Source organism: Chryseobacterium sp. 22543, from assembly GCF_052044565.1.
GTDB lineage: Bacteria > Bacteroidota > Bacteroidia > Flavobacteriales > Weeksellaceae > Chryseobacterium.
In genome coordinates, this window is sequence record NZ_JBQENH010000001.1 from 41,594 (window position 1) to 56,794 (window position 15,201).

Below are 15,201 nucleotides of genomic sequence, written 5' to 3' on the forward strand. Positions count from 1 at the left end.
TTATTAATCGTGAGAGTACAGTTTCAGATCTTTATGTTTTGCTTCATTATATTCTTCTTCAAAGGTAATTTTATTTCCAAAAGGGTCAATTACAGTAAACGATACGGATCCGTAAAACGTTTTTTCAAGTCCGGGACGGTTATATTTATATTTTTTGTCAATAAGTTCTTTATGATATTCCGGAACGCCTTCACCCCAGACCGCAATCCTTGTTCCGGGCGTTCCATCTCCGTGATGTTCACTTAAATGGAAAATGATATTTTCTCTTTTCACTTCCATATAAACGGGAGTATTTTCATCAAAATAATGTTCCCAAACGATCACGAATCCCAGCCAGTCTACATAAAATTCTTTTGTTTTCTGATAGTCAAAGATTCTTAGTATAGGAATAATACGTTCTGCTTTCATTGTATGTTTTTATTGGTGAGACAAGATATTGATCATTTTCTGAAATGGATCTTTAACGAAAAATCTGCGGACTCCCCAGTCTTCATCGGTTAGATGATAAGTAATTTCAAAACCGGCATTTTTCATTTTGTCATAGATTTCATCTACATTATCTACTTCAATGGAAAGATCGGGAACTTCTGTATTGTTTCCTCCCTGTTCGGCAAAACTGATCTGAATTTTTGCTTCTTCATCGTTTCCCAATGTTTTAATCCAGCCATGATCCATCAGAACATCCAGTTCCAGAATATCCTGATAAAACTGATTGGCTTTGGAAAGATCATCCGTTTTGATATTGGCTACAATTCTTTTTACCATTTTGCACTAGTTTTTCATTAAAAAAAGCCTTGTGAAATTACATAAAATTTCACAAGGCTTAATAAATTATTGTATTGTATCTTGTATTAAATGGAAGCTGCCGCTTCTAAAATCAACTGGGTAACTTCTTCAGGATGTGATGCCAATGAAGCATGTCCTGCATCCAGAGAGATTATTTTTTTAGGTTCAAGACGCTCTGCCATTTCTTTTTCAGTTTCTGCAGGGATCATACGGTCCTGCAATGAGATCTGATACCAACTTGGGCGTGTTTTCCATGCCGGTTCGCCCGCAACATCACCAAAACACTGACCATGAATAGGTTTTTGCGATAATGACATAACCAGTGCTTTTTCATCATCTAAATCCTGGCAGAAAGCAGATTTAAATTCATTGTATTTAATCCATAAAAAACCTTTGTTATCAGGATAAATGCTTGCTCCACCCGGTGATTCTCTTCTTCCTAACAGAGATCCCAAACTATCTCCGGCATCAGGTGCAAAAGCAGCAATATAAACCAATCCGGCTACTTTATCATGGTGCCCGGCTCCTGAAATAACGGCTCCTCCATAAGAATGTCCAACTAAAAGCACTTTCCCTTCCTGGGCATCAATAAGGTCTTTTGTCTTATTAATATCATCCTGCAGCGACGTTAATGGGTTCTGAACACTTCTTACTTTATATCCTGCTTTTGTCAACGAAGGAATCACGTATTGCCAGTGTGATCCGTCTCCCCATGCTCCGTGTACCAAAATAATGGTTAAATCTTTTTGTTCCATAATGATTGTGTTAAAATTTGATAATGGTAAAGCTACGGTATAAAATGTCGGTGGAAGTTAACTTAAGTTAATTTACAATACGGCTTCTTATACGGCTGAGTGACTGTTCTGTTATACCAAGGTAACTGGCAATATATTTCTGAGCGATTTTCTGAAAAAGAGCAGGTTGTTTTTTTACAAGATTAAGGTATCTGTTTTCAGGGGAAAAACACAGCAGGTCGTCGATCCGTTTCTTGGCATCCAGATAAATCTTTTCACTCATCATTCTCCCAAACTGCTGCCAATAGGCTTCTTTTTTATATAGATTCTGCAGATGATCTTTACTCAACAATAATATTTCACAGTTTTCCAGCGCCTGAATATTCATATTGGAGACTGTATCACAAAGTATGCTTTCATAATCGGTAAAAAATTCATTTTCAAAATAGAATCCAAAATTGATTTCACGTCCCTGATCATTGATATAGAAAGACCTGATGGTTCCTTTTTTGATAAAGCCCAGATATTTGCATTTTTCTCCCTGCTTCAGAAAAAAGTCAGATTTTAAAAGTACTGTATCATGAAGTAAAGCGTAGAATTCTTTAAAATGATCTGAATCTACCTGAAAAAGTTCTCCGTATTTCTTGTAATGGTCTTGCATCATTTGGTGTTGTTGATTAGATTTTACATTCAAAAAAAGCCTTGCAAAAATTACATTCACAAGGCTTTTCTACAAAAATTATTTCTATTATTTCAATGCTGCAAGAGCTGCATCGTAATTAGGTTCGTCAGCAATTTCCGGAACCTGTTCCGTATATACTACTTTGTTGTTTTCGTCTGTAACGATCACGGCACGACTCAATAACCCTTTCAAAGGAGAATCTGCGATTGTCACTTCATAATCATCTCCAAAGCTGCTTCTGAAATCTGAAAGTGTTTCAACATTATTCAACCCTTCAGCGGCACAGAATCTTCCTAAAGCGAATGGAAGGTCTTTTGAAACATTGATGATTACTGTATTGTCAAGTTTTGAAGCCTCTTCATTGAATTTTCTTGAAGAAGCAGCACAAGTAGGCGTATCAATACTTGGGAAAATATTGAATACTTTTTTCTTTCCTGCAAAAGTTTCAAGCGTTTTTACCGCTAACCCTGAATCTACCAATGCAAAATCTTTTACTGTGGTTCCTACAGATGGTAATGCTCCTATTGTGTGTACTTCGTTTCCTTTTAAAGTGATTGTCGTGGACATAATTTTATTTTTTTAGTTTTTCAAATTTAATCAAAAAAGAAAATTTTTCCCGACTTATTATGGTTAAATTAATCTTAAAGTGAAAATAAAACTTTTTCACCTGCTCATCGGTTTTCAAACAAAATTACTTACACACCTGCGCTCCTAAAAAAATTAAGCTTCAGACTGCAAAAGTTCAATACCTGAAATAATAGAATTATTTTTAGAATTAATGGCAGCACATCCGGAAGCAATACAATTGCACAGATATAAAATTAAAGATATAAAAGCCACTTTTTTATGGAAATATCCTAAATAAAACAATGATATTTACTAAATTTGTGGGACTTAAAATTTCAAATAAAAAATAACAGTATAATGTCAGAAAAATCAAAAATCTATTACACACTTACTGATGAAGCTCCAATGCTTGCTACTCACTCGTTTTTACCCATTGTAAAAGCTTTCACAAAATCAGCAGATATCGAAATCTCGGTTCCGGATATTTCTTTGTCAGGAAGAATTCTTGCCAACTTCCCTGAGTTTTTAAAAGACGACCAGAAAATAGGTGATGCTTTGGCTGAACTAGGCCAACTGGCAACTCAACCTGACGCTAATATCATTAAGCTACCTAACATTTCTGCTTCTGTACCTCAACTGGATGCAGCAATCGCTGAACTACAAGGTAAAGGTTTCGCCGTTCCAAACTATCCTGCAGAACCTAAAAATGATGATGAAAAAGCAATCAAAGCTAAATATGCTAAAGTATTAGGAAGTGCTGTAAACCCCGTATTAAGAGAAGGAAACTCTGACAGACGTGCTCCAAAAGCTGTTAAAAACTATGCAAAAGCAAACCCTCACAGAATGGGTGACTGGGCATCTGACAGCAAAACTGACGTAGCTCACATGAACAATGGTGATTTCTACGGTACAGAAACTTCTACAACATTAGAAAACGCTACAAAATACAAAATCGTATTCAAAGGAAACGACGGTTCTGAGTCTGTATTAAAAGATTTTGCAGGTCTTCAGGCTGGTGAAGTAATTGATTCTTCTGTAATGAACTTAAATGCATTAAAGGCATTTGTTCAGGAAGCGATTGAGGAAGCTAAGAAAAAAAATGTACTTCTTTCTGCCCACCTTAAAGCTACGATGATGAAAATCTCTGATCCTATCATTTTCGGAGCTATCGTTGAGACGTTTTTCAAAGAAGTATTTACTAAATATGCTGAGACTTTCAAGTCTTTAGACATCAATCCAAATAACGGTCTTGCTGATCTTTTTGATAAAATCAAAGGAAATGCTCAGGAAGCTGATATCAAAGCTGATATTGAAAAAGCTCTTGCTGCAGGACCTAGAGTGGCAATGGTAAATTCTGACAAAGGAATTACGAATTTCCACGTACCTTCTGATATCATTGTTGATGCCTCTATGGCTGCTCTTGTAAGAGGCGGAGGTAAAATGTGGAACAAAGAAGGAAACGAAGAAGATACAGTGTGTATCATTCCGGACCGTTCTTACGCTGGTTTCTATCAGTCTGTAATTGACGATATGAAAGCGCACGGAAAATTAGACCCTACAACAATGGGATCTGTTCCAAACGTAGGTTTAATGGCTCAAAAAGCTGAAGAATATGGTTCTCACGATAAAACTTTCCAATTAACTGCTGACGGAACTGTAGAAGTTCAGGATGAAGCTGGAAACGTTCTTCTTTCTCAAAAAGTAGAAAAAGATGATATCTTCAGAATGTGTCAGACAAAAGATGCTCCTATCCAGGACTGGGTAAAATTAGCGGTAAACAGATCAAGATTATCTGATACTCCGGCTATCTTCTGGCTAGACAAAGGAAGAGCTCACGATAGAGAAATCATCAAAAAAGTAGAGAAATATCTTGCTGATCATGATACAACAGGTCTTGACATCAGAATTCTTGATGTAAAAGATGCCATGACTGAAACGTTGAAGAGAGCAAGAGAAGGTAAAGACACTATTTCTGTTTCCGGAAACGTATTGAGAGATTATTTAACTGACCTTTTCCCAATCCTTGAGCTTGGTACTTCTGCAAAAATGCTTTCTATCGTTCCATTGATGAATGGTGGTGGTTTATTTGAAACAGGCGCCGGAGGTTCTGCTCCGAAACACGTTGAGCAGTTCTTAGAAGAAGGATACTTAAGATGGGATTCTCTAGGTGAATTCTTAGCACTTCAGGCTTCTTTAGAGCACCTGGCACAAACTCAGGGAAATACAAAATCTCAGGTTTTAGCTGATGCATTGGATGAAGCTAATGCTAAGTTCTTAGCTACAGATAAATCTCCTGCAAGAAAAGTAGGTCAGATCGACAACAGAGGTTCTCACTTCTATTTAGCAATGTACTGGGCTGAAGCGTTGGCTAACCAGACTGCTGATGCTGAATTGGCAGCTAAGTTTGCTCCTGTTGCACAGGTAATGCAGGAAAACGAAGAGGTAATCAATGCAGAATTAATAGGTGCTCAGGGTAAACCTCAGAACATTGAAGGATACTACAAAACTGATACGTATAAAACATATGCAGCAATGAGACCTAGTACAGTTTTAAATGAAATTATTGACGGAATCTAATTTTTCGTTTTGATATAGATAAAAAGCTCCTTTTTTTAAAGGGGCTTTTTTTGTGGAAGGATTATTACTATTCGCAATTTAAAACCACCCCGTCAAAAATTCTTTGAATTTTCGCCACCCCTCCGAAGGAGGGGAATAATAAACACGTACTTACTCATCAAGGTAAACATCGGCAACTCCTTAATCCCTAATCCCTACAACCTATCACCTGCAACCTAATATCTGCCATCTCACCTACCTATCCTCCACAATCACTCTCCTATGCTCTCTGCCCCAATTGATCATTTCCTGGATGATATTTCCAAAGGTTCTGCAGTATGCTGTGGGTTCATATTCTATTAAAACGGGAGTTTCCGGGTAAACGGTACGTTTTAACAGTTTATTCATTTCCATATCTTTCAGTTCTTTTGAAAGCATTCTGGTGGTAATTCCGGGAATACTCCTTTCAATTTCCCTGAAACGTCTGTTCCCGTTACAAAGTGAATTGATCACAGGAATTCGCCATTTCCCTCCGATAAAATAAAGGGTATCCTGTAAGGCTCTAAGTTCTTCTGTCTGATCTCTTTCCATAGTTGCAAAGTTAAGTGATATCATGAATGATACCGGTATACTCTGTGATACTGATTACAAAAGTATACCGTTTTGAAATAACTTTGTCAAAAATTTTACAATGAAAAAATTCAGTAACAAACTGGCTATCGTAACAGGAGGAAACAGCGGAATAGGATTCGCTGCCGCAAAAGAACTTATTTCAGAAGGAGCAACGGTTATTATCACAGGAAGACGAAAGGAAGCTGTAGAAAAAGCCGCTCAGGAACTTGGAGCCATTCCTTTCATCGCAGACCAGGCAAACCTTAATGATATTGATCTTTTAAAGGAAGAAGTAGAGAAACAGTTCGGGAAAATAGATATCCTGTTTATTAACGCAGGAATTACAGGAAGCCTGACTCCAATTGAGAATATGGATGTCGAAAATTTTGATCAGGTGATGAACATCAATTTCAGGGGTGCATATTTTACATTAAGCAAATTCATTCCTTTATTGAATGACGGCGCTTCTGTCATATTTTTATCATCTATTGTGGCTTCTACTTATAAACCCAACAGTTCAGCGTATCAGGCAAGTAAAGCCGCATTGAACTCGATTGCAAAAACGGCAGCGGCAGAATTAGCTCCAAGAAAAATCAGGGTGAATATGATAAGCCCCGGTCCTATAAAAACCGAGATTATGAGCAAAGCCGGTCTTGATGAAGAAACTTTAAAAAATATTCAAAATCATCTCATAGACCAGATTCCATTGAAGAAAATGGGAGCCGCTGAAGAAGTTGCCAAACTGGTTACCTATTTGTCAGATGATCAGATTTCAAGTTACGTCACCGGAACCGAAATTGTGATAGACGGCGGTATTACTTTATAAATAATAGATTTAATCAAATCCTGGTAACATAATTACCGGGATTTTTCTTGTATATTTTCGGGACTTAAAATTCTGTATTCACCTTTTGATTTGTCCGGTTAAGCCTGTTTTCCGTTTCGCGGCATATACCATCCATTTACTTTTGATCCAGAAATAAAAACAATACTCATTATGGATACCGTAAAGAAAAAAAGAAATCCCATTGCTATCGTATTTCTGGCTATACTAGGAATCTTCGGAGGGTTGCAGCTATTCAGCAACCCCCTGGAAGGAAAACCTGTTACAGGAAAAATTGAAGCACCAAGGGAAGTGATCAGTATTCTTGAAAACTCATGCTTTAGTTGTCATTCCAATCAGCAAAACCTCAGCTGGTATGATAAAATTGCCCCTGTTTCCTGGGCTGTGAATAAAGACATCAGGAGAGCCCGGGAAGTCCTGAATTTTTCAGAATGGGAAAAACTATCTCCTGCTGAACATCAGGGAAATATGTATGCAATTCTTAATATGATGCAAAGCGGAAAAATGCCTCTTCATGAATACACTCTTATGCATCCATCTGCTAAGATTACCCCAAAAGATATTGAAATCATTAAAAAATATACACTTTCATTATCTTCAGTAAATCCGGCAGCACAACATAAGAATGAACCTCAACCCTCTTCCACTACCTTTGTTTCAGCTCCCACAAATTTTCCGGTTTCACCCAATGGAGTTCAGTACACTCCTGATTTTAAAAACTGGAAAGTGATCAGTATGAGTACGCTGTTTGACAAATCCATCCGTGTCATCTACGGAAATGATATTGCTGTAAAAGCTGTAGAAACAGAAAACTTTCATCCATGGCCAGACGGAAGTATTGTCGTAAAATCCGTATGGAAACAGGAAGAACTTTCTAACGGGGAAATCAGACCTGGAAAATTTATCAATGCTCAGTTTATGGTAAAAGATTCCCATCAATATAAAGATACTGAAGGCTGGGGATTTGCAAAATTCTCCGGAGATGATCTTCATCCTACAGGAAAAACTGCATCTTTTGCTAAAGAATCATGCATCGCCTGCCACAGACAGCTCGCAGAAAAAACAGGCTATCTTTTTGATGTTCCGATGAAAGTAAATACACAAAGATTAATCCAAAATTTACAAAAAAAATGAAAAATACCATCCTGATTTTACTGGTGAGCCTTGTTGCTCTTACCTCTTGCAGCAAAGAAAATAACGATAAAGATAATGGACTTTCAAGGGTTGTTTTTGACCCCGGCCATCTTAAATTCATTTCCAATTCTTTAAATCCTAAAAAAGAAACAATGTCCGCTTTATACGGCAATGAAAAAGCTTTGGAATCTTTATCGAAAGAAAGCCAGACACCGGAAGTTGGTGCTGTTATGAAACTGGTGACCTGGAAATATCACGACAATCCTCAATATATTGGCGGTACCATCACAGGTGAATTGGTAAGTATCGAAACAGTTCAGACCGATCAGTCGGGAAATATTTCTTATGCTGTTAAAGATGATCTTACAGAAAGCAGTTCTCCTGATAAAGAAGAAAGAATAAAGTACTTCATGAGCTACCGTCCTGTTAGCAGACCATAACAGATGTCCCTCACTATTTATCATAATATTTTCAATAAAAAGCATTAATTTAACCTTTTCAAATCAGCAGATTTCATGCAACAGCAAAAAATAAAAATTTCACAAGCCATTATCTGGATAAGTTCTATTTTTCTGGGTATTTTATCTTCTGTTCCTCAGCTTGCTTATCATGAATTCAACTGGAAAGAAGCGATAGTCAACTCAGCTATTACCGCAGCATTTTCCATCATCATGTGGTATGCCAACATTTATATGTTAAATCGTACCGCAAAACGGAGACAGCAGATTTCCTACTCAAGATTGATGGTCGTACTGGCTTTCGGGATGATAATTATGTTTGGACTTGCCTGGATTCAGCAGCTTATTTTATCTCATATCAATTTCGGCCCGGTAATGCTAATGGTTGAAGTAAGAGGAATTTTAATCAATCTGGTATGTTATATGTCTTTGACACTGCTTCAGAATAACTATACAGGCCAGCAGATACAGCTTGAACTGGAGAAGGTAAAAAGTGACAATTTAGGAGCTCAGTATGAATTATTAAAACAACAGATCAACCCGCATTTTCTTTTCAACAGTTTGAATACATTAAAATTAATGGCAGAAACACATGACGAAGAAACGGTTGATTTCATTGTAAAACTTTCTGATTTTTACCGATTTACACTTGAAAGCAGAAAACTGGACCTGATCAGTGTTCAGGAAGAAATGAAAATAGTAGACGCTTATCTTTTTCTTCAAAAAGCACGTTTTGGTGAAGGAATTAAGTTTACCAACGATCTCGGAAAAGAAACTGACCCAACCCTTATTCCTCCTTTTACGCTTCAGCTTTTGGTAGAGAACTGCATCAAGCACAATATTGTTTCGCAAAGTAAACCTCTGCACATTAAAATATATACCGCTGATGATCAAATTGTGATTGAGAATCCTATACAGCGAAAGATGAATACTGAAGATTCTCTGGGAGTGGGACTTGATAATATTAAAATGCGTTACAAACACTTACTGGAAAAGGAAATTACGATTAACTCAGACGAAAAAAACTTTCAGATAAAACTACCATTAATTCATGAATATCATCATTATTGAAGACGAATTCAGGGCTGCAAAATCCCTTCAGAATTTAATTTCAGATTTAAAACCGGATTCTAAGATACTGGGGGTTTACGACAGTATCGAAACAAGTATTGAAGGCTTGAAAGACGTGAAACCCGATCTCATTTTTATGGACATCCAGCTTTCGGACGGACTTTCATTTGAGATTTTCAAATCAGTGGACATTACATGCCCGGTGGTTTTCTGTACAGCCTTTGATCAGTATATGCTGGATGCTTTTAAGAGTAAAGGCGTTGATTATGTTTTAAAACCATTTTCTAAAGAAGATATTGCTGAAGCTCTGAGAAAGGTTGACGAATTAAAAAAATTCTTTCAGAAGAATGACCTTCCTGATCTGGAACTGTTGATACAAAAAATCAACCAGCCTGCTTCTGCCGGGAAGAGTAATTTTCTGGTATTTAAAAATCAAAAATATACAACGATTCCTACGGAAGACATTGCCTATTTTTATATCCATAATGAAATAACCCATCTGGTAACCTTCGGCAAAGAGCAGTTTTCCCTTAGTCAGCCTTTGGGACAAGTTGCGGAACAGGTCTCTGATAAACAATTCTTCAGGGTTAACAGACAATATTTGGTTAATTTCAAAGCTATTAAAGAGATGGAACATTATTTTCAACGTAAAATACTGGTGAAACTTACTGTTGAAACACCTGAAAAACTTCTTATTAATAAAGAAAAGACTCATAGTTTCTTTACCTGGCTGGAAGATAGATAGAGGAGTTGAAAGGCTGAAAGTGAAAGGCTGGAAGTGAAAGGCTGGAAGCTGGAAGTACTTGCAGTCATTCTAAGAAATAGAACTCTTTTGAAATACATTATAACCCTGATTGATATGATCAGGGTTTTCTTTTTTATTCTTTATTTGGTTGTATCAATTTCTTAAGTTTCTTCCTGCTTATATCTAAAAAAAATAAAACGCTATTCCTTTTCACACCCCAAAAACTTCCAGCCTCCCACTTCCAGCTTCCAGCCTTAAAATCCTTCCCCTCACAATTTCCTGATTCACCTTTTAATTTGTCCGGTTAAACCTTTTTTGTATTCTTCTGCCTTCCCAGAGTATCTACTTTTGAATCAAATTAAAAGACATGATACTAAAAAACTTAATCACAGTAAGTGCTTTCACTGCGTTATTATTTGCTACTTCAGCATTTATTTATCAGGATAAACCAGAAAAGACAGCACAACATCCAACCACAGAAAATGGTTTTGCTGTTTTGGAACTCTTCACGTCAGAAGGCTGCTCCAGCTGTCCTCCGGCAGATGAACTAATGGGCAAAATCGGGAAGGAATATAAAGATGAGCCCGTTTATCTACTCTCCTACCATGTGGATTACTGGAACCGTCTTGGATGGAAAGACCGATTCAGTACTGCAGATAACTCCCAACGACAACAGCAATACAGCCGTATCTTAAATTCACAGGTTTATACGCCTCAGTTGGTTGTCAATGGAAAAACAGAATTTGTAGGATCTGATGAAAACAATATTAAAAACGCAATCCGGGAAGCTCTATTTAATTCTAAAAAAACAAATATAGCATTAACGGCAAACGTTTCTCAAAAGGGCATCAATGTAGAATATAAAACATCGGGCACCGATCCTAAAAATACACTTCTCATTAATCTGGTTGAAAAACATTCTTCTACTCAGGTAGGAAAAGGTGAAAATGAGGGTCACCATCTGCACCATTGGCAGATTGTTCACAAGCAAAATCAGATCTCATTGAATAAACAAATGGAAGGAACAACAACATTTCAGCTTCCGAATGGTTTTTCTGCTGAAAACTGGGAAGTCATAGCTTTTATTCAAAACCAAAAAACAGGAGAGATATCAGGGTCTGCAAAAACAGCTTTCAAATAACTTTTACACAACACAGTAATAATAACAACTAAAAATAATACTACAATGAAAACAAAAACAACAAAAATCATCTATTGGGCGGGCGCTATTTTTATGTCATTATGGTTCGGAGCCAGCGGTTTCTTTGAACTTACAAAAAATCCTGTCGTTTGGGATATCACCCAACAGCTTGGCTATCCATCTCATTTTATTTATATACTGGGAGTTTTCAAAATTTCGGGGGTTCTTGTTCTTCTCCTTCCCAACAGATTACTGAGGTTGAAAGAATGGGTATTTGCAGGAATGTTTTTTGATATTATTTTTGCTTTCTTCTCAAAAATTGCGGTACTTGGTTTTCCAGCTACAATAGACGCAATAGTCGCTTTCTCTGTCCTTACGATGACTTACCTGATGTTCAGAAAGATGTATTCTCCAGAGCTGGTATTTGGAGAGGCGTAATTACAATAAAACTTTAATTTTTTCTTATGTTGAAACAGATCCTCTCGTTGCCGGGAGGATCTGTTATATCAAGTCGATGATTAATATGTTTTGGCTAAAGCCAAATGCATAAATATTTATTGAAAAAGCGGACTAAAGTCCGCTGTTATTGATTGAATTACCTTTTATATTTAACCACCCCGTCAAAAATTCTTTGAATTTTCGCCACCCCTCCAGAGGATGGGAATATTGAACACATATTTATTAATCTTGGTCAACGCATCTCTAATCCCTAATCCCTATCCCTGCAACTTATTACCTATTACCTAATTCATAAAACTTTCCGGAAACCATTCAAATGCACCGGATTTTGTTTTTGTAAAGCCCAGACCCGGCCATGGCAAATGATAAGCAAACGCTCTTACTTTGGTATCTGCCAGCTGTTGAAGAAGCTTTTTTCTTGAAGCGCTAGCAATATCCAGATCAGTATCTCCAAAGTAGCCCCACTCAGGATGTGGAAAAAGGATTACATCGGAATGAATCAAATCTGCAATGTAGATCAGCTTTTCATTCCCTGAAGAAATGGTTGTCACTGTTAAACCCGGAGTATGACCGGGAGCGAGCTGAAAACTGAAATAGTCATAAAGCGGATTATTAAGGTCATAAAACTTCAGTTTCGGCTGAATCGTTTTCAGAATATTTTGAACAGCAGGAATAATCTGATTAAGTAATTCAGGCTGCTCTTTCAAAGCACTATTATTAAAATCTTTGATAGTGGCTTTCATCCAAAAATCATGTTCAATTTTTGAAATAAAAATATTGGCGTTCGGAAAAACGAGGTTCTGCTTTTTGTCAACTACGCCACCAATATGATCAGGGTGGGCATGAGAGATAAAAACATCGGTAATATCTTTTGGTGAAAAGCCGGCTTTTTGGAGACTTTTTAATAAGAATCCGGTTCTTTCATCAGCAAAAATACCCATTCCGGTATCTAAGAGGATAAGTTTATTCTTTGTTTTAACCAAAAGAATATTCATGGCCATATCAATATAATTGTCCGGTCTGAAATTATTTTTAAGGATTGATTTCAGCTCAGCAACAGTTCCTCTGGGAGCAAATGCATTGAGATTTTCTTCATGAATATATCCGTCTGTAAGAACAAAAAGTTCCAGTTCTCCAAGCTTCAGTTTTTTAAAGCCGGAAAGATCATCACCTGTTTTTTCAGGGATTTTCGGAGTTTCTGCCAGTACACTGGAAAAAGGAATCATGCTGAATGTTCCCGCCAATAATCCATTCTTTAATAGTTCTCTTCTGTTCATAACTTAGTTTTTTTCATTATTTATACATTCTCATTGAGAATAATAACAAAAAACTGAGCTCCCATCATCAGCAGGAACTCAGTTTTTATAATAGTTTTTAGTTGTTCACCAGTTTCATTGAACCTTCAGTGTATCTTTCCCCTACATTCGGGTATTTTTTCAGAATGGCTTCAATAGTATCCAGATCTGATTGGGAAAGGTCTATATTGACGGCTGCAATATTTTCTTCCAGGTATTTAATTCGTTTGGTACCCGGAATCGGGATGATGTCGTCTCCCTGATTCAATACCCAGGCCAGGGCGAGCTGGGTTCCTTTTACCCCTTTGGAAGCGGCAAAATCATTAATCTCATTGGCCAGTTTGGTATTATTTTCAAGATACTCCTGCTGATAGCGTGGTAAAGATTTTCTAAAGTCATTATCACCCAGGTTCTGTACGTCATAAATATTGGTAAAAAGACCTCTTGCCAAAGGCGAATAAGGCACTAAAGAAATCCCCAGTTCTCTGATGGTTGGTAAAATTTCTTTTTCAACATCTTTTGTAAGGATGGAATATTCTGACTGTAATGCTGCAATCGGGTGAATTTTATTTGCTTTTCTGATAGATTCTGCTGAAGCTTCAGATAATCCGATGTATTTCACTTTTCCTGCTTTTACCAGCTCTGCCATTGCCCCTACTGTTTCCTCTACCGGAACATTAGGATCCACTCTGTGAGCGTAATACAAATCAATAGTGTCTATTTTTAATCTTTGAAGGCTTAGATCTACTGCTTTTCTAATCCATTCCGGAGAACCGTCAAAATAAGTTCCCGGAGCTCCGCTGTGGCTGGCTTTACCGTCTTTAAACCTGAATCCGAATTTGGTTGCAATAAAGATCTTATCTCTATTCGGAACCAATACCTTAGAGATCAGTTTTTCGTTTTCCCCATTGGCATACATATCTGCTGTATCCCAGAAGTTTACACCCAAATCCAAAGCTTTGTGTAAGGTATTGATACTTTCCTGTTCATCCGTAGGACCATAGGCAAAGCTCATTCCCATACATCCTAAACCAATTGCTGATAACTGTTCGTCTGTGTTTCCTAATTTTTTAAATTTCATGATAGGTATGATTTAATTTTATAAGACAAAATTAGAACATGAAAAGGCCAATCCCGATATAGAATTCAAACTAAGAATTATAAAATTCAAACAATGTCCATTCTTAGGGCATTAGGAGTAATTCCGGTTTGTTTTTTAAAGTAATTGGTAAAATAAGCGGGTTCTTCAAAACCTAATCCGTAGGCGATTTCAGCTACATTCCAGTCTGTATGTTTCAGTAAAGCATTGGCTTCCTGAATAATCCTTCCGGTAATCTGCTGACTGGTTGTTTTCCCTGTGATTTCTTTTACAGAACGGTTTAAGGAATTCACATGTATAGAAAGACTCTGAGCATAATCGTTGGGGGTTTTTAATTTTAAAAAGGCTTCAGGACTGTCGATCGGAAATTGTCTCTCCAGAAGTTCCATAAATAAGGAAGCAACCCGCTGTGAGGCATTCTGATAGGGTTCAAAACTTTCTGCCGGCTGCATTCTCATGGTTTCATGAATCATCAGATGAAGGTAAGCTCTCAGCATATCATATTTGTGAATATAATCCGACTGAATCTCCGTCATCATTTTCGTATAAATATCAGAAAGTATCCTCTGCTGTTCTTCATCCACAAAGAAAACCGGAGTTCCTCCAATCTTGAAAAGCGGAGAATCCTGCAGGTTTCCCATACGGCTTCCGTTATGCAAAAACTGATCGGTAAACAAACAAAACCAACCTTTCTGATCTTCATCATCTGCTTCCCAGGAATAAGGAATAATAGGATTTGAAAACAATAAAGCAGGCCGGTCTACTTTAATCCATTTATCTGCATAATGGAGTTTTCCCTTTCCTATGATCAGTGAAATCTTATAATAATCTCTCCTGCTGTAGGGAGTCAACGGAGAGCAGTATTCCCGTGAAAATACATTGAAGTGCCCCATTCTGCTGACCCCAATACACTGTGATGCCAGATTGGGAGCATTTCTTTCATAAAAACCTTTGATTGATTCGTGTGATTCCATGAATCAAAATTATAAAATTCAAACAAATTAATCAATAAAAACAA

17 protein-coding genes are annotated in these 15,201 nt (G+C 37.1%); 8 read left to right on the forward strand and 9 right to left on the reverse strand.

Features of this window, described 5'->3' with window-relative positions:
- Nucleotides 1-3: 3 nt before the first annotated feature.
- From ACTJIP_RS00240 to tpx, 5 genes are all read right to left on the reverse strand, one after another.
- Nucleotides 4-408 carry a glyoxalase superfamily protein gene (locus ACTJIP_RS00240; protein ID WP_219072872.1) on the reverse strand — a complete coding sequence of 135 codons (405 nt, stop codon included), beginning with the start codon at nt 406-408 and terminating at the stop codon, nt 4-6.
- A 9-nt stretch (nt 409-417) separates the two neighbouring features.
- The gene (locus ACTJIP_RS00245) at nt 418-765 is read right to left on the reverse strand and encodes a VOC family protein (RefSeq protein ID WP_180563988.1); all 348 of its coding nucleotides are present in this window, start codon (nt 763-765) and stop codon (nt 418-420) included.
- Nucleotides 766-851: 86 nt separating this feature from the next.
- Nucleotides 852-1,541, reverse strand: a complete 690-nt coding sequence (locus ACTJIP_RS00250) for an alpha/beta hydrolase (protein ID WP_077416484.1) — start codon at nt 1,539-1,541, stop codon at nt 852-854.
- A gap of 67 nt (nt 1,542-1,608) precedes the next feature.
- Nucleotides 1,609-2,184 carry a Crp/Fnr family transcriptional regulator gene (locus tag ACTJIP_RS00255; protein ID WP_077416483.1) on the reverse strand — a complete coding sequence of 192 codons (576 nt, stop codon included), beginning with the start codon at nt 2,182-2,184 and terminating at the stop codon, nt 1,609-1,611.
- An 84-nt stretch (nt 2,185-2,268) separates the two neighbouring features.
- A complete protein-coding gene (tpx, locus tag ACTJIP_RS00260; RefSeq protein ID WP_077416481.1) occupies nt 2,269-2,769 on the reverse strand; it encodes a thiol peroxidase in 501 nt (166 codons plus the stop codon).
- Nucleotides 2,770-3,126: 357 nt separating this feature from the next.
- On the opposite strand from tpx, the gene ACTJIP_RS00265 reads away from it, so the two are divergent.
- Entirely contained in the window at nt 3,127-5,346 is a 2,220-nt protein-coding gene (locus ACTJIP_RS00265; protein WP_428168935.1) for an NADP-dependent isocitrate dehydrogenase, read from the forward strand.
- Between the two features lie 234 nt (nt 5,347-5,580).
- On the opposite strand, the gene ACTJIP_RS00270 is transcribed toward ACTJIP_RS00265, so the two are convergent.
- Nucleotides 5,581-5,916 carry a winged helix-turn-helix transcriptional regulator gene (locus ACTJIP_RS00270; RefSeq protein ID WP_180563990.1) on the reverse strand — a complete coding sequence of 112 codons (336 nt, stop codon included), beginning with the start codon at nt 5,914-5,916 and terminating at the stop codon, nt 5,581-5,583.
- Between the two features lie 100 nt (nt 5,917-6,016).
- On the opposite strand from ACTJIP_RS00270, the gene ACTJIP_RS00275 reads away from it, so the two are divergent.
- From ACTJIP_RS00275 to ACTJIP_RS00305, 7 genes are all read left to right on the forward strand, one after another.
- Nucleotides 6,017-6,763: an SDR family oxidoreductase gene (locus ACTJIP_RS00275; RefSeq protein WP_175627241.1), complete on the forward strand. Its 747-nt coding sequence runs from the start codon at nt 6,017-6,019 to the stop codon at nt 6,761-6,763.
- A 171-nt stretch (nt 6,764-6,934) separates the two neighbouring features.
- Entirely contained in the window at nt 6,935-7,915 is a 981-nt protein-coding gene (locus tag ACTJIP_RS00280; RefSeq protein WP_440703933.1) for a heme-binding domain-containing protein, read from the forward strand.
- The gene (locus tag ACTJIP_RS00285; RefSeq protein ID WP_440703934.1) at nt 7,912-8,355 is read left to right on the forward strand and encodes a hypothetical protein; all 444 of its coding nucleotides are present in this window, start codon (nt 7,912-7,914) and stop codon (nt 8,353-8,355) included. The genes ACTJIP_RS00280 and ACTJIP_RS00285 overlap by 4 nt, the downstream gene beginning before the upstream one ends.
- Nucleotides 8,356-8,430: 75 nt before the next feature.
- Nucleotides 8,431-9,444, forward strand: coding sequence for a sensor histidine kinase (locus tag ACTJIP_RS00290; protein ID WP_440703935.1), 1,014 nt, complete (start codon nt 8,431-8,433; stop codon nt 9,442-9,444).
- Nucleotides 9,425-10,189: a LytR/AlgR family response regulator transcription factor gene (locus ACTJIP_RS00295; protein WP_440703936.1), complete on the forward strand. Its 765-nt coding sequence runs from the start codon at nt 9,425-9,427 to the stop codon at nt 10,187-10,189. Before ACTJIP_RS00290 ends, ACTJIP_RS00295 begins: the two co-directional genes overlap by 20 nt.
- A gap of 367 nt (nt 10,190-10,556) precedes the next feature.
- A complete protein-coding gene (locus ACTJIP_RS00300) occupies nt 10,557-11,330 on the forward strand; it encodes a DUF1223 domain-containing protein (protein ID WP_428168936.1) in 774 nt (257 codons plus the stop codon).
- A 45-nt stretch (nt 11,331-11,375) separates the two neighbouring features.
- Entirely contained in the window at nt 11,376-11,768 is a 393-nt protein-coding gene (locus ACTJIP_RS00305) for a DoxX family protein (RefSeq protein ID WP_077416468.1), read from the forward strand.
- Between the two features lie 305 nt (nt 11,769-12,073).
- Here ACTJIP_RS00305 and ACTJIP_RS00310 read toward each other — a convergent pair whose 3' ends face one another.
- The 3 genes from ACTJIP_RS00310 to ACTJIP_RS00320 all read right to left on the reverse strand — a co-directional run bounded on the left by ACTJIP_RS00310 (nt 12,074) and on the right by ACTJIP_RS00320 (nt 15,157).
- The gene (locus ACTJIP_RS00310; protein WP_180563995.1) at nt 12,074-13,066 is read right to left on the reverse strand and encodes an MBL fold metallo-hydrolase; all 993 of its coding nucleotides are present in this window, start codon (nt 13,064-13,066) and stop codon (nt 12,074-12,076) included.
- A gap of 97 nt (nt 13,067-13,163) precedes the next feature.
- Nucleotides 13,164-14,165, reverse strand: coding sequence for an aldo/keto reductase (locus tag ACTJIP_RS00315; RefSeq protein WP_440703937.1), 1,002 nt, complete (start codon nt 14,163-14,165; stop codon nt 13,164-13,166).
- An 86-nt stretch (nt 14,166-14,251) separates the two neighbouring features.
- Nucleotides 14,252-15,157, reverse strand: a complete 906-nt coding sequence (locus ACTJIP_RS00320; RefSeq protein WP_077416462.1) for a helix-turn-helix domain-containing protein — start codon at nt 15,155-15,157, stop codon at nt 14,252-14,254.
- Between the last annotated feature and the right edge of the window lie 44 nt (nt 15,158-15,201).

Bases quoted from the DNA above. Each gene is read 5' to 3' on its own strand.
- ACTJIP_RS00240 (WP_219072872.1), bottom strand. From the start codon at position 408: ATGAAAGCAGAACGTATTATTCCTATACTAAGAATCTTTGACTATCAG.
- ACTJIP_RS00245 (WP_180563988.1), bottom strand. From the start codon at position 765: ATGGTAAAAAGAATTGTAGCCAATATCAAAACGGATGATCTTTCCAAA.
- ACTJIP_RS00250 (WP_077416484.1), bottom strand. From the start codon at position 1,541: ATGGAACAAAAAGATTTAACCATTATTTTGGTACACGGAGCATGGGGA.
- ACTJIP_RS00255 (WP_077416483.1), bottom strand. From the start codon at position 2,184: ATGATGCAAGACCATTACAAGAAATACGGAGAACTTTTTCAGGTAGAT.
- tpx (WP_077416481.1), bottom strand. From the start codon at position 2,769: ATGTCCACGACAATCACTTTAAAAGGAAACGAAGTACACACAATAGGA.
- ACTJIP_RS00265 (WP_428168935.1), top strand. From the start codon at position 3,127: ATGTCAGAAAAATCAAAAATCTATTACACACTTACTGATGAAGCTCCA.
- ACTJIP_RS00270 (WP_180563990.1), bottom strand. From the start codon at position 5,916: ATGGAAAGAGATCAGACAGAAGAACTTAGAGCCTTACAGGATACCCTT.
- ACTJIP_RS00275 (WP_175627241.1), top strand. From the start codon at position 6,017: ATGAAAAAATTCAGTAACAAACTGGCTATCGTAACAGGAGGAAACAGC.
- ACTJIP_RS00280 (WP_440703933.1), top strand. From the start codon at position 6,935: ATGGATACCGTAAAGAAAAAAAGAAATCCCATTGCTATCGTATTTCTG.
- ACTJIP_RS00285 (WP_440703934.1), top strand. From the start codon at position 7,912: ATGAAAAATACCATCCTGATTTTACTGGTGAGCCTTGTTGCTCTTACC.
- ACTJIP_RS00290 (WP_440703935.1), top strand. From the start codon at position 8,431: ATGCAACAGCAAAAAATAAAAATTTCACAAGCCATTATCTGGATAAGT.
- ACTJIP_RS00295 (WP_440703936.1), top strand. From the start codon at position 9,425: ATGAATATCATCATTATTGAAGACGAATTCAGGGCTGCAAAATCCCTT.
- ACTJIP_RS00300 (WP_428168936.1), top strand. From the start codon at position 10,557: ATGATACTAAAAAACTTAATCACAGTAAGTGCTTTCACTGCGTTATTA.
- ACTJIP_RS00305 (WP_077416468.1), top strand. From the start codon at position 11,376: ATGAAAACAAAAACAACAAAAATCATCTATTGGGCGGGCGCTATTTTT.
- ACTJIP_RS00310 (WP_180563995.1), bottom strand. From the start codon at position 13,066: ATGAACAGAAGAGAACTATTAAAGAATGGATTATTGGCGGGAACATTC.
- ACTJIP_RS00315 (WP_440703937.1), bottom strand. From the start codon at position 14,165: ATGAAATTTAAAAAATTAGGAAACACAGACGAACAGTTATCAGCAATT.
- ACTJIP_RS00320 (WP_077416462.1), bottom strand. From the start codon at position 15,157: ATGGAATCACACGAATCAATCAAAGGTTTTTATGAAAGAAATGCTCCC.